This is a genomic window from Streptomyces sp. DH10 (genome assembly GCF_029813805.1).
Taxonomy (GTDB): Bacteria; Actinomycetota; Actinomycetes; order Streptomycetales; family Streptomycetaceae; genus Streptomyces; species Streptomyces coeruleofuscus.
Genome location: NZ_JARVKU010000034.1, coordinates 56,325 through 69,706, shown reverse-complemented (window position 1 = coordinate 69,706; position 13,382 = coordinate 56,325). Strand labels below are relative to the sequence as shown.

Annotated in this window: 12 protein-coding genes; 3 read left to right on the top strand and 9 right to left on the bottom strand. The window is 71.5% G+C overall.

What is annotated here, in order from left to right; all coding sequences use genetic code 11:
* Nucleotides 1–43: 43 nt before the first annotated feature.
* From infB to rimP, 4 genes are all read right to left on the bottom strand, one after another.
* The gene (gene infB, locus QC385_RS40805) at nt 44–3,160 is read right to left on the bottom strand and encodes a translation initiation factor IF-2 (RefSeq protein WP_279546470.1); all 3,117 of its coding nucleotides are present in this window, start codon (nt 3,158–3,160) and stop codon (nt 44–46) included.
* Nucleotides 3,161–3,308: 148 nt separating this feature from the next.
* On the bottom strand, nt 3,309–3,605 hold the full coding sequence (locus QC385_RS40800; protein ID WP_086854357.1) for a YlxR family protein: 297 nt from the start codon (nt 3,603–3,605) through the stop codon (nt 3,309–3,311).
* A gap of 102 nt (nt 3,606–3,707) precedes the next feature.
* Nucleotides 3,708–4,709, bottom strand: a complete 1,002-nt coding sequence (nusA, locus tag QC385_RS40795; protein WP_279546469.1) for a transcription termination factor NusA — start codon at nt 4,707–4,709, stop codon at nt 3,708–3,710.
* A 2-nt stretch (nt 4,710–4,711) separates the two neighbouring features.
* A complete protein-coding gene (gene rimP / locus QC385_RS40790) occupies nt 4,712–5,212 on the bottom strand; it encodes a ribosome maturation factor RimP (RefSeq protein WP_086854356.1) in 501 nt (166 codons plus the stop codon).
* 206 nt (nt 5,213–5,418) lie between these two features.
* Between rimP and QC385_RS40785 the strand changes: the two genes are divergently transcribed.
* Genes QC385_RS40785 through QC385_RS40775 form a run of 3 tightly spaced genes read left to right on the top strand, consistent with a single transcriptional unit; the run spans nt 5,419 to nt 7,361 of the window.
* On the top strand, nt 5,419–5,952 hold the full coding sequence (locus QC385_RS40785; RefSeq protein WP_279546468.1) for a hypothetical protein: 534 nt from the start codon (nt 5,419–5,421) through the stop codon (nt 5,950–5,952).
* On the top strand, nt 5,949–6,413 hold the full coding sequence (locus tag QC385_RS40780; protein WP_279546467.1) for a ferritin-like domain-containing protein: 465 nt from the start codon (nt 5,949–5,951) through the stop codon (nt 6,411–6,413). Before QC385_RS40785 ends, QC385_RS40780 begins: the two co-directional genes overlap by 4 nt.
* Before the next feature lie 48 nt (nt 6,414–6,461).
* Nucleotides 6,462–7,361, top strand: coding sequence for an aminoglycoside phosphotransferase family protein (locus tag QC385_RS40775; RefSeq protein WP_279546466.1), 900 nt, complete (start codon nt 6,462–6,464; stop codon nt 7,359–7,361).
* Nucleotides 7,362–7,400: 39 nt separating this feature from the next.
* Here QC385_RS40775 and QC385_RS40770 read toward each other — a convergent pair whose 3' ends face one another.
* The 5 genes from QC385_RS40770 to QC385_RS40750 form a co-directional block, all read right to left on the bottom strand.
* Entirely contained in the window at nt 7,401–9,101 is a 1,701-nt protein-coding gene (locus QC385_RS40770) for a proline--tRNA ligase (RefSeq protein WP_279546465.1), read from the bottom strand.
* A 72-nt stretch (nt 9,102–9,173) separates the two neighbouring features.
* On the bottom strand, nt 9,174–9,704 hold the full coding sequence (locus QC385_RS40765) for a GNAT family N-acetyltransferase (RefSeq protein WP_279546464.1): 531 nt from the start codon (nt 9,702–9,704) through the stop codon (nt 9,174–9,176).
* Between the two features lie 30 nt (nt 9,705–9,734).
* Entirely contained in the window at nt 9,735–10,583 is an 849-nt protein-coding gene (locus QC385_RS40760; protein ID WP_243379218.1) for a GNAT family N-acetyltransferase, read from the bottom strand.
* A 177-nt stretch (nt 10,584–10,760) separates the two neighbouring features.
* Nucleotides 10,761–11,918, bottom strand: a complete 1,158-nt coding sequence (gene ispG / locus QC385_RS40755) for a flavodoxin-dependent (E)-4-hydroxy-3-methylbut-2-enyl-diphosphate synthase (RefSeq protein WP_279546463.1) — start codon at nt 11,916–11,918, stop codon at nt 10,761–10,763.
* Between the two features lie 168 nt (nt 11,919–12,086).
* The gene (locus QC385_RS40750; protein WP_279546472.1) at nt 12,087–13,379 is read right to left on the bottom strand and encodes a M50 family metallopeptidase; all 1,293 of its coding nucleotides are present in this window, start codon (nt 13,377–13,379) and stop codon (nt 12,087–12,089) included.
* Nucleotides 13,380–13,382: the final 3 nt, after the last annotated feature.

Here is a 13,382-nt window from a genome sequence, read left to right as displayed (position 1 = left end):
GACGCGGCGATGCCGCGTCGGCCGGCCAAGGCGCCGTGGGGTGCTACACCCGCGGCTTCTCGCGCATCTCGTACGTCGCGATGACGTCGTCGATCTTGATGTCGTTGAAGTTGCCGAGGTTGATACCGCCCTCGAACCCTTCGCGGATCTCGGTGACGTCGTCCTTGAAGCGACGCAGACCCTCGATGTTGAGGTTCTCCGCGATGACCTTGCCGTCGCGCAGGAGTCGCGCCTTGGTGTTGCGCCTGACCTCGCCGGAGCGGATGAGCACACCCGCGATGTTGCCCAGCTTGGACGAGCGGAAGACCTCGCGGATCTCCGCCGTGCCCAGCTCGACCTCTTCGTACTCCGGCTTGAGCATGCCCTTGAGGGCCGCCTCGATCTCCTCGATCGCCTGGTAGATGACCGAGTAGTACCGGACGTCCACGCCTTCGCGCTCGGCCATCTGCTGCGCACGCCCGGCGGCGCGCACGTTGAAGCCGATCACGATGGCGTCGGAGCCCATCGCCAGGTCGATGTCGGACTCCGTGACCGCACCGACGCCGCGGTGCAGGACGCGGATGTCGACCTCTTCGCCGACGTCCAGCTGGAGCAGGGAGGACTCGAGTGCCTCGACGGAACCAGAAGCGTCACCCTTGATGATCAGGTTCAGCTGCTGGACCTCGCCGGCCTTGAGCACCTTGTCCAGGTCCTCGAGCGACACACGGCGCGTGCGCTTCGCGAAGGCCGCGTTGCGCTCGCGCGCCGCACGCTTCTCCGCGATCTGACGGGCCGTACGGTCCTCGTCCACGACGAGGAAGTTGTCGCCCGCGCCCGGGACGTTGGTGAGGCCCAGGACCTGCACCGGCGTCGACGGACCCGCCTCGGTGACGAGGTTGCCGTTGTCGTCGTGCATCGCCCGGACTCGGCCGTACGCGTCGCCGACCACCATGGTGTCGCCGACCCGCAGCGTGCCGCGCTGGACGAGGACCGTCGACACGGCACCGCGGCCGCGGTCGAGACGGGACTCGATCGCGATGCCCTGCGCGTCCTGGTGGGGGTTGGCCCGCAGGTCGAGCGAGGCGTCGGCCGTGAGGATCACGGCCTCCAGCAGGGAGTCGATGTTCAGACCCTGCTTGGCGGAGATGTCGACGAACATCGTGTCGCCGCCGTACTCCTCGGCCACCAGCCCGTACTCGGTGAGCTGACCGCGCACCTTGGTCGGGTCGGCGCCCTCGACGTCGATCTTGTTGACCGCGACGACGATCGGGACGTCGGCCGCCTTGGCGTGGTTGAGCGCCTCGACCGTCTGCGGCATGACGCCGTCGTTGGCCGCGACGACCAGGATCGCGATGTCGGTCGACCGCGCACCACGGGCACGCATGGCGGTGAACGCCTCGTGACCCGGGGTGTCGATGAAGGTGATCTTGCGGTCTTCCTCGTTGACCTCGGTCGCGACCTGGTAGGCACCGATGTGCTGGGTGATGCCGCCGGCCTCGCCCGCGATGACGTTCGTCTTGCGGATGGCGTCGAGGAGCCGGGTCTTACCGTGGTCGACGTGACCCATGACGGTGACGACCGGCGGGCGGACCACCAGGTCCTCCTCGTCGCCCTCGTCCTCGCCGAACTCGATGTCGAAGGACTCGAGGAGCTCGCGGTCCTCCTCCTCCGGGCTGACGATCTGAACCGTGTAGTTCATCTCGTCGGCGAGGAGCTGGAGCGTCTCGTCGGAGACGGACTGCGTGGCAGTGACCATCTCGCCGAGGTTCATCATGACCGCGACGAGCGACGCCGGGTTGGCGTTGATCTTCTCCGCGAAGTCGGTGAGCGACGCACCGCGCGACAGGCGAACGGTCTCGCCGTTGCCGCGAGGCAGCATCACGCCGCCGACCGACGGGGCCTGCATGGCCTCGTACTCCTGGCGCCTCTGCCGCTTCGACTTGCGGCCACGACGCGCGGGACCGCCGGGACGGCCGAAGGCGCCCTGCGTGCCACCACGGCCACCGGGACCGCCGGGACGGCCACCGAAGCCGGGACGGCCACCGCCGCCGGGACCACCGGGACGACCGGCGAAACCGCCGCCACCGCCACCGGGACCACCGGGACGACCGGCGAAACCGCCGCCACCGCCACCGGGACGGCCGGCGAAGCCGCCACCACCCGGACGACCGCCGCCGCCACCACCGGGACGGCCACCGCCACCGGGACCGCGGCCACCGGGGCCACCGCCACCGGGACGCGGACCGGCAGCCGGACGCTGCGGCATCATGCCGGGGTTCGGACGCGGACCGCCGGGACCGCCGCCGGGACGCGGACCGCCGCCCTGCGGACGGGGCATACCGCCCGGGGTCGGACGCGCGCCGCCCGGAGCCTGCGGACGAGGACCGCCGCCGGCACCCTGCGGACGGTTACCGCCCTGGCCCTGGCCCTGCGGACGCGGGGCGCCGCCGGGGGCACCGGGGCCGCCCGGACGCGGGGCACCGCCCGGACGGGGCGCCTGCGGGCGCGCCATGCCGGTGGAGCCACCAGAGGTGAACGGGTTGTTGCCCGGACGGGGACCCGCCGGACGGGCACCGGGACGCGGAGCGCCGCCACCCGGACGCGAGGCGCCGGGACGGTCGCCACGGTCACCACGACCCTGGCCACCCTGGCCGGAACCACCCGGGCGCGGAGCACCCGGACGCGGCGACTGGCCGGCCGGACGCGGGGCGCCCGGACGCGGGCCGGAGCCCTGCGACGAGCCCTGCGAGGAGGCCGGGGCGGCGGGAGCCGACGGGGGCGCCTGGAACTCGGGCGTGGTCGGAGCCGGGGACGCCGGGGCGGGCCGCGGCGCGGGCTTCGGGCCCGGGGTGGGACGGGGGCCGGGAGAGGCCGGTGCGGCCGGAGCCGCGGGCTTCTCGTCGGCTGCCGGCTTGGGAGCCGGCGGGCGCGGGGCGGCCGGACGGGCAGCCTGCGCGGGGGAGGGGGCGCCCGGCTTCGCCGGGGCAGCCTTGCGGGCGGGGGCGGGCTTGCCGCCGCCGTTGCCCTGCTGGAGGGCGTCCGTCAGTTTGCGTACAACGGGCGCTTCGATGGTCGAAGACGCCGAACGGACGAATTCACCGAGCTCCTGGAGCTTGGCCATGACGACCTTGCTCTCGACACCGAACTCCTTGGCGAGTTCGTAGACCCGGACCTTAGCCACTTCGCTCCTTTGAGGTCCGGGTGAAGCCGGACCGTCGCTAGTTCATGGGCGTACTCATCGCGTACTCATCGAGTGCTCATCGCAATCTCGACCTGCTTTCGACTCGCGAGGTACCTAGACCGCACGGGGGGTTCCGTGTGGCACGTTCTTACCGTGTTGCCTGATCGGCAACTGTTGCCTGCTCGACGTATCGACGCAACGCCTTTGTGTCGAGCGCTCCCGGGGCGCGCAGTGCCCTCGTGAACGCCCGGCGGCGGACCGCCTGGTCAAGACAGACCGGTGTGGGATGCACATACGCACCCCGGCCGGGCAGCGTACCGCGTGGATCAGGGGCGCACGCACCCTCGATCAACACGACCCGCAAAAGATCGGCCTTGGCCGCTCGCTCCCGACACCCCACACAGGTGCGTTCAGGGCATGCGCGGGTGCGCGTCCGGCCAGACACCGTTAAGTCTACCTCCCCGTAGGCGCCTCACCCCTTTGGGGCAGGATTCGAACAGTTGCCGCGCCCGAACCTGTCGTGATCTGAACGACCCGCGGCTTGGATCTATTCCCCGGCCCGGTCGTCCCCGGCCGGTTCGGTGTCCGGCCGGATGTCGATCCGCCAGCCGGTCAGCCGGGCCGCGAGGCGGGCGTTCTGCCCTTCCTTGCCGATGGCCAGGGACAGCTGGTAGTCGGGCACGGTCACCCGGGCCGACCGGGTCGCCATGTCCACGATCTCCACCTTGGAGACGCGGGCCGGGGACAGCGCGTTCGCCACCATCTCGGCCGGGTCGTCCGACCAGTCGACGATGTCGATCTTCTCGCCGTTCAGCTCGCCCATCACGTTGCGCACGCGACCGCCCATGGGGCCGATGCAGGCGCCCTTGGCGTTCAGGCCGGACCGCGTGGACCGTACGGCGATCTTCGTGCGGTGACCGGCCTCACGGGCGATCGCGGAGATCTCCACGGACCCGTCGGCGATCTCCGGCACCTCCAGGGCGAAGAGCTTCTTCACCAGGTTGGGGTGCGTCCGGGACAGCGTCACGGACGGGCCGCGAACGCCCTTGGCCACCCGGACGACGTAACTGCGCAGCCGCATGCCGTGCGGGTAGGTCTCGCCCGGCACCTGCTCCTGGACCGGCAGGATGGCCTCGAGCTTGCCGATGTCGACGAGCACGTTCTTCGGGTCGCGGCCCTGCTGGACCACACCGGTGACGATGTCGCCCTCGCGGCCGGCGTACTCGCCGAGCGTCGCGTCGTCCTCGGCGTCACGCAGGCGCTGCAGGATGACCTGCTTGGCCGTGGTGGCGGCGATACGGCCGAAGCCGGACGGGGTGTCGTCGAACTCGCGGGGCTCCTGGCCCTCCTCGAGGTCGTCGGGGTCCTCCTTCGCCCACACGGTCACATGGCCGGTCTCCCGGTTGAGCTCCACGCGCGCGTGGCGGCGGCTTCCCTCGGTGCGGTGGTAGGCGATGAGGAGGGCCGATTCGATCGCCTCGACCAGCAGGTCGAAGGAGATCTCCTTCTCCCGAACCAAGCCCCGCAGGGCACTCATGTCGATGTCCACGGCTACGCCTCCTCTTCCTTCTTGTTGTCCTTGCGGCTGAACTCGACCTGGACGCGCGCCCGGACGATGTCGTCGAAGGCGAGTCTGCGCGTGGTGGCCTTGCGGCCCTTGACCCCGGGCACCTCGGTGTCGATGCCCTCGTCGTCGACCTTCAGGATCCTGGCGACCAGCTCGCCGCCCTCGGCCAGCTGGAACTTCGCCAGCCGGTCCGTGGCGCGGACGTAGTGCCGGTGTTCCGTGAGGGGACGCTCCGCGCCCGGGGTGCCGACCTCGAGGGTGTACTCCCCCGCGCCCATCGCGTCCGTCTCGTCGAGCTTCGCCGAGAGCGCGCGGCTCACATCGGCGATCTGGTCCAGGTCCGCGCCCGTGTCCGAGTCGACGACGACGCGCAGCACACGCTTGCGACCGACGGAGTCCACTTCGATCTCTTCGAGATCCAGGCCCTGGGATGTGACGAGCGGTTCGAGCAGTTCTCGCAGCCTCTCGCTCTGGGTGGTGCTCATCCGGGTGACTCCTCGGCCGCGTGTGCTGTTGTGGGATGGGTCGCGTGTCTGATCAAAGGGTATCCGGTCGCGGGGTGTGTTGCCGTCCACCCGGTGACGAACGGTGCCGCTGAGTGGTCCCGGGCGGGGGCCCGGGTACCGTGATCACGGGCGTTCAGCCCCTGGAGTCGTTTCTTTCTCGTACGAGCCCCCCGAGGACGTCTGACGTGCCGTTCCCCTCATCGCCGCGCGCCCGCTCGGGGCCGCGCAGAAGGAGTCTGCTCGCCGTCGGTCCGGCGGCCTTCGCCCTGGCAGGCTGCACCGCCGGCGGTGAGGTCCCGGGCGACCCGGAGGACGGCCCGTCGGCGGCCGACCGCCGGGCACGCGCGCGTGCGGCGCGGGACAGCGAGGGACTGGTGGAGCGGTACGACGCCGTGATCGCCGCCCACCCGGGGCTCGCGGAGCGGCTGCGGCCGCTGCGGGCGGAGACCGTACGGCACGCGCAGGCCTTCGGAGGGGGTCCGGGCCGGAAGGCGGCCCCCTCCCCCTCCCCTTCTTCCTCGTCCGCCGCGCCCTCGGCCCCCGCCGTGCCGGGCGACGACAAGGAGGCACTCGCCTCGCTCGCCGCCGCGGAGCGGGAGCTCGCCGACCGGCGGGCGAAGGCGCTGCTCGGCATGCCGGGCGAGCTCGCGCGGCTGCTGGCCTCGGTGGCGGCGGCCGGGGCGGCGCACGTGTATCTGCTGACGGAGGGTGGCGCGTGAGCGAGGCGAAGGACAGAGAGCTGCGGGCCCTCCAGGCGGCGCTGGCGGCCGAGCACGCGGCGGTGTACGGGTACGGCGTCGTCGGCGGGCGGATCGGCGAGGGGCAGCGCGCCGAGGCACGGACGGCGTACGACGCGCACCGGGCGCGCCGGGACGCGCTGGTGCGCGAGGTGAAGGACCTGGGAGGCAGGCCGGTGGCGGCGGCCGCCGGTTACGCCCTGCCGTTCCCGGTGCCGGACGCGCCGGCGGCCGTGCGGCTCGCCGCCGAGCTGGAGGACCGGGTGGCCGGGGTGTACTCGGACCTGGTGCGCGCGGCGGGCGGCGGGCGGCGGGCCCTGGCCGCCGAGGCGCTGCGGGAGGCGGCGGTGCGGGCGGTGCGCTGGCGCGGCGAGAGCGTAGCCTTCCCTGGGCTCGCCGAGCGGGCCGGCACGGCCCCGCCCTTGGCGGCGCCGACGGCGTGACCCGCGCAGGGCACGCACCGCGGACAGCACGAAGGGAACGACTCGCGCATGGCTTTCGAACCGCCGAAGCGTCTGGTCAGGGCGCTCGGTGAGACGGCACCGGACGGTGACGACTGGCTGGAGAAGCTGCCCGAGGCGGCGCAGCAGGCCGTCGCACTACGCGAGTTGACCGTGGAGCGGGTGCAGGTGCCCGGTGGGCGCAGCAGCCTGGTCGTGCTGGTGCGCACGGCCGACGGGACGCCCGCGGTGCTGAAGCTGGCGCCGGGCCGGGCCCGCCCGGAGGCGGAGCGGGCCGCGCTCGCGCACTGGGACGGGCGGGGGGCCGTACAGCTTGTGGAGTCCTTCACCTCCGAGGGCGTGCTGCTGCTGGAGCGGCTGCATCCGGACGTGTCGGTGCGGTCGCTGCCGGAGGCGAAGGCGCTGCTGGAGGCGGCGGGGACGCTGCGGCGGCTGTGGGTGGAGCCGCCTGCCGACTTCCCGTTCGAGACCGTGGCCGAGCGGACCGGACGGCAGGCCGAGGCGATGCGGGCCCGGGCGCAGGCCGATCCCGAGGTGGCCCCGTTGGTCGGCCTCGCGCTCGCGGCACGCGAGGAGTTGTTGGCCGCGCCGCCCGAACACCGGCTGCTGCACGGCACGTTCCGGCAGAGCAAGGTGCTCTCCGGGGAGCGGGTGCCGTGGCTGGCCGTGGGTCCCGACCCGGTGGTCGGCGAGTGCGCGTTCGATCTGGCCCGGCTGGTCCGCGACCGGGTGGAGGACCTGATCGCGCAGCCGTCCGGTGCGGCGACGACCCGGCGCAGGGTGAAGCGGCTCGCGGAGTCGCTCGATGTGGACCAGGAGCGGCTGCGGGGCTGGACGCTGTTCCGAGCCGTGGAGTCGGGCGTGCGGGCCGGGCGGGTGGGGCGGCCCCGGGACGCGGAACTGCTGCTGGAGTTCGCGGGCTGGCTGTGAGCGCTCCGCAGGGCCGGAGCGCTCACAGAGCACGGGAACTCAGGCCGTGAGCCGGGCGACGGCCTCCTCGACCGTCAGCTCCTCGCGCTCGCCGGTGCGGCGGTCCTTCAGCTCCACCACGCCGTCGGCCGCGCGCCGCCCGGCCACCAGGATCTGCGGTACGCCGATCAGCTCGGAGTCGGTGAACTTGACGCCCGGGGAGACCCCGGGGCGGTCGTCGACCAGGACGCGGACGCCGGCGGCGGCCAGCTTCCCGGAGATGTCGAGGGCCAGTTCCGTCTGGAGGGCCTTGCCGGCGGCGACCACGTGGACGTCGGCCGGGGCGACCTCCTTGGGCCAGCACAGGCCCTTGTCGTCGGCGGTCTGCTCGGCCAGGGCGGCCACCGCGCGGGAGACGCCGACGCCGTAGGAGCCCATGGTGACGCGGACGGGCTTGCCGTTCTGGCCGAGGACGTCGAGCTTGAGGGCGTCGGTGTACTTGCGGCCCAGCTGGAAGATGTGGCCGATCTCGATGGCCCGGTCGAGCACGAGGCCCGTGCCGCACTTCGGGCAGGGGTCGCCCTCCTGCACGACCACGACGTCGACGTAACTGCCGACCTCGAAGTCGCGGCCCGCGACGACGTTCTTCGTGTGCGTACCGGGCTTGTTGGCGCCGGTGATCCAGGACGTGCCGGGGGCCACGCGCGGGTCGGCGATGTACGTGACCTTGTCCAGGCCCTGCGGTCCGACGTAGCCGCGGACCAGGTCCGGACGGGTCGCGAAGTCGGCCTCAGTGACCAGCTCGACGACGGCTGGGGCGAAGTGCGCCTCGACCTTGTCCAGGTCGACCTCGCGGTCGCCGGGGACACCGACGGCGACGATCTCGCCGTCGACCTTGACCAGGAGGTTCTTCAGCGTGGCCGAGGCCGGGACGCCGAGGGAGGCGGCGAGGGTCTCGATGGTCGGGGTGTCGGGGGTCGGGATGTCCTCGGCGGCCGGGACGTCCGCGGCGTCGACGGGCTTCAGCGCGTACGTGATCGCCTCGGTGTTGGCGGCGAAGTCACAGTTCGGGCAGTCGGCGAAGGTGTCCTCGCCGGCCTCGGCCGGGGCGAGGAACTCCTCGGACTTGGAGCCGCCCATCGCGCCGGCGGTGGCGGCGCAGATGCGGTAGTCGAGGCCGAGGCGCGCGAAGATCTTCTGGTAGGCCCCGCGGTGCAGGGCGTAGGACCGGGCGAGGCCCTCGTCCTCGGTGTCGAAGGAGTAGGAGTCCTTCATCAGGAACTCGCGGCCGCGCAGGATGCCCGCGCGGGGCCGGGCCTCGTCACGGTACTTGTGCTGGATCTGGTAGAGGATCACCGGCAGGTCCTTGTAGGAGGACGCCTGGTCCTTCACCAGCAGGGTGAAGATCTCCTCGTGGGTGGGGCCGAGGAGGTAGTCGCCGCCCTTGCGGTCCTGGAGGCGGAAGAGCTCCTGGCCGTACTCGTCCCAGCGGCCGGTCGCGTCGTACGGCTCACGCGGCAGCAGGGCGGGGAGCAGCACCTCCTGGGCGCCGATGGCGTCCATCTCCTCGCGCACGATGCGCTCCACGTTGGCCAGGACGCGCTTGCCGAGCGGCAGCCAGCTCCAGATTCCGGCGGCGGTGCGGCGCACGTACCCGGCGCGGACGAGGAGCTTGTGGCTGAGGACCTCGGCGTCCGCCGGGTCGTCGCGCAACGTCTTCGCCATCAACTGGGACATGCGCTGGACCGGTACGTTCGCCATGGCTTTTCTGCTCCTGCTGCAAGTAGGTGATGGCAGGAGGTTAGCCGGGGGGTACGGGGCGGTGGAAATCGGTTAACGGCGGCGCAGCGGGAGCGGAGCGCCCATCACCGCGTACGGCTTCGGGGCGCTCGGGAAGAGGACCTGGCGGGCCAGGTCCCGGTAGCCGAGCGAGCGGTAGAGCGCGCGGGCCGGGCTCTCGGTGTCGATCGCGGAGAGGATCGAGCGGGGTTCGGCGGCGTCGTCGGTGATCGTGGTGATCAGGGAGCGTCCGATGCCGTGGTTCTGGTGGGCTGGGTGGACGTGCAGTTCGGTGATCACGAAGGCGTCGTCGAGCCAGTGGTCCTGGTGGTTCGCCCTGAGGTACGGCTCCACGACCGTGGACCACCAGTGGGTGCGGTCGTTGGGCATGCCGTAGACGAAGCCGACGAGGTCCCCGCCCACCGTCGCGCCGAGGGCCCTGGCCCCCGGGTAGGTCATGTGGCGCAGGACGATCTGGCGGCGGACCGCGACCTCATCGGGGCCGAGGCCGAAGGCCACGGCTTGGACTGCCAGGGCCTCGTCGACGTGGGCGGAGAGGTCGAGGGGGCCGATCACCAGGTCCATGGCGGGGAGCCTACAGGGGGGTGCCCGTTGTCAGAACAGCACGCTCATGAAGGCGCCGACCTCTTGGAAGCCCACCCTCTGGTACGTCCTGCGGGCCGCCGTGTTGAAGTCGTTCACGTAGAGGCTGGCGACCGGGGCGACGTCAGCCAGGGCGTAGCGCAGGACCGCTGCCATGCCGGGGGCCGCCAAGCCGGTCCCCCGGTATTCGGGGGCCACCCACACGCCCTGGATCTGGCAGGCGCGGTCGGTCGCGGCGCCGATCTCGGCCTTGAAGACGACCTTGCCGTCCGCGTCGAAGCGGGCGAAGGCGCGGCCGGAGCCGACGAGTTCGGCGACGCGGGCCTGGTACAGCAGGCCGCCGTCGCCTGCCAGCGGGGAGACGCCGACCTCCTCGGTGAACATCGCCACGCACGCCGGCATGATCTTCTCCATCTCGTCCTTGCGGACGCGACGGACGTAGGGGTCCGGGGCGATGCCGTCCGGAAGGCGGTCGGTGACCATGAGCGGCTGGTGGCGGCGGACGTCCCTGGCCGGGCCCCACTGGGGTTCCAGCAGCCGCCACAGGTCGGCGGTGGAGCCGGCGGGGCCGACGATGGAGGAGCAGCGGCGGCCGGCCCGGCGGGCGCGGTCGGCGAAGGCGCGGACGGCGCGCGGGGTGGCGCAGATCGGGACGAGGTTGGCGCCCGCGTAGCACAGGGACGTCAGCATGCCGTCCTCGTACCAGCCCCACATCTCTCCGCCGAGCCGCCACGGGTCGAGGCCGGCGATCTGCACGCGGGATGTCACGAAGGCGTTCGCGACGGGCTCGCGGTCGAGTATGGCGAGCGCGGCGTCCAGGTCGCTCGGTTCGAGGACCCGGGAGGTCGTCTGCGTCAACACGGGCGGGGCCTCACACACTCGGGTCTGCTTGGTCTCCGCACTATAGCTGCGCTGCTTGGGCGGGGCGCCTTGGAGCTCGGGACTTGCTGATTGGCGGGCGGCTGCGGGTTTTCTGTGGCTGGTCGCGCAGTTCCCCGCGCCCCTTCCGGGGCGCGAAGCCACCGCCGCGCTGAAACCTCAGCCCGCCACCGCCACCGACGGCTCGCCCGAGGCGACGCCGTCCTGTTCCATCTGCTCGGCGAGCTTCATCGCCTCTTCGATCAGCGTCTCGACGATCTTGGACTCGGGGACGGTCTTGATGACCTCGCCCTTGACGAAGATCTGGCCCTTGCCGTTGCCGGAGGCGACGCCGAGGTCGGCCTCGCGGGCCTCGCCGGGGCCGTTGACGACGCAGCCCATGACGGCGACGCGGAGGGGGACCTCCATGCCGGTGAGGCCGGCCGTGACCTCTTCGGCCAGCTTGTAGACGTCGACCTGGGCGCGGCCGCAGGACGGGCAGGAGACGATCTCCAGGCCGCGCTCCTTGAGGTTCAGCGACTCCAGGATCTGGATGCCGACCTTCACTTCCTCGGCCGGGGGCGCGCTCAGCGATACGCGGATCGTGTCTCCGATGCCCTGGCTGAGCAGGGCGCCGAAGGCGACCGCCGACTTGATCGTGCCCTGGAAGGCCGGACCTGCCTCCGTCACACCGAGGTGCAGCGGGTAGTCGCACTGCTCGGCGAGCTGCTTGTACGCCTCGATCATGATGACCGGGTCGTTGTGCTTGACGGAGATCTTGATGTCCCGGAAGTCGTGCTCCTCGAACAGGGACGCCTCCCACAGGGCCGACTCGACCAGGGCCTCGGGGGTCGCCTTGCCGTACTTCTGGAGGAGGCGCCGGTCGAGGGAGCCCGCGTTGACGCCGATGCGGATCGGGGTGCCGTGGTCCCGGGCCGCCTTGGCGATCTCCTTGACCTTGTCGTCGAACTGCTTGATGTTGCCGGGGTTGACGCGGACCGCCGCGCAGCCCGCCTCGATCGCGGCGAAGACGTACTTCGGCTGGAAGTGGATGTCGGCGATGACCGGGATCTGCGACTTGCGGGCGATGGTGGCGAGGGCGTCGGCGTCGTCCTGGGTCGGGCAGGCGACGCGGACGATCTGGCAGCCGGACGCGGTGAGTTCGGCGATCTGCTGGAGGGTCGCGCCGATGTCGGACGTACGCGTCGTCGTCATCGACTGGACCGAGACGGGGGCGTCTCCGCCGACGGCCACGGATCCGACCTGGATCTGGCGGCTCTTCCGGCGCTCGGCGAGCTTGGTCGGAACGGACGGCATGCCGAGAGAAATCGCAGTCATCTGCTGTGCAACCCCAAGTCGTGGATCAAGGTCCGGTCCCGTGAGCAGCGGGCTCCGAGCTTCGAGATTACGGCACATGCCTTGGCGCGGGCACATCCCACCCGCATTGCCACTCAATGGGAGGCGGCCCGGCACAAAGTATGCCGAGCCGCCCGGAACGCCGTATGACTAGGAGATTCTCACCGGGTTAACCACATCCGCGATCAGGACCAGGATCGTGAAGCAGATGAAGATCCCGGCGACCACGTAGGCGACGGGCATGAGCTTCGCCACGTCGAAGGGGCCCGGGTCCGGCCGGCGCAGGAGCCTGGCCGTGTTGCGGCGCAGCGACTCCCACAGGGCGCCCGCGATGTGGCCGCCGTCGAGCGGCAGCAGCGGGAGCATGTTGAACAGGAACAGGGAGAGGTTGAAGCCGGCGACCAGCATGAGGGCCATGGCCAGCTGCTGGGTCGGCGGGATGTCGAGGGTGAAGATCTCGCCGCCGACGCGGGCCGCGCCGACCACGCCCATCGGGGAGTCGGCCTCGCGCTCGGCGCCGTCGAAGGCCGCGTTCCACAGGGCCGGGATCTTGCCGGGCAGGGCGGCGAGGGAGTCGACGGCCTCGACGATCCGGTCGCCCATCCAGGTCACGGACTCGCCGAAGTCCTGTTTGACCACGCCGGTGGCGGCGCTGAAGCCGAGGAATCCGGCCTGGACGTACTGGCCCTCGACGATCTGTCCGCCGGAGTCCTTCTTGGCGACCTGGTTGGTGGCGATCTTCGCGTGCAGGGTGACGTCCTGGCCCTTGCGGTCGACGACGATCGGCACTTCCTTGCCGGGGTTGGAGCGGATCAGGTCGGACAGCTTGTTCCAGTCGTCGGTCGGCACGCCGTTGAAGGAGACGATCTTGTCGCCCGCCTTGAGGCCCGCGGCGGCGGCCGGGGCGGCCGGGTCACCCTTCTCGCACTTGTCGCGGTTCTCGCTCTGCGCGATGACGCACTGGGAGACCGAGCTGACCGTGGTGGTCTGCTGGGTGATGCCGAAGCCCATCAGGATGCCGAGGAACAGCGCCACGGCCAGGACGAGGTTCATGAAGGGGCCCGCGAACATCACGATCACGCGCTTCCAGGGCGCGCGCGTGTAGAACATGCGGTTCTCGTCGCCCGGCCGGAGCTCCTCATACGCGGCCGAGCGGGCGTCCTCGATCATGCCGCGCCACGGGGAGGTGGAGCGGACCTCGAGACGGCCGTCGGGGCCGGGCGGGAACATGCCGATCATGCGGATGTAGCCGCCGAAGGGGATGGCCTTGAGCCCGTACTCGGTCTCGCCCTTCTTCCGCGACCAGATCGTCGGGCCGAAGCCGACCATGTACTGCGGCACGCGGATGCCGAACAGCTTGGCGGTGGACAGGTGCCCCAGCTCGTGCCACGCGATCGAGAACAGCAGCCCGACCACGAAGAGGCCTATGCCGAGGATGAACATCAG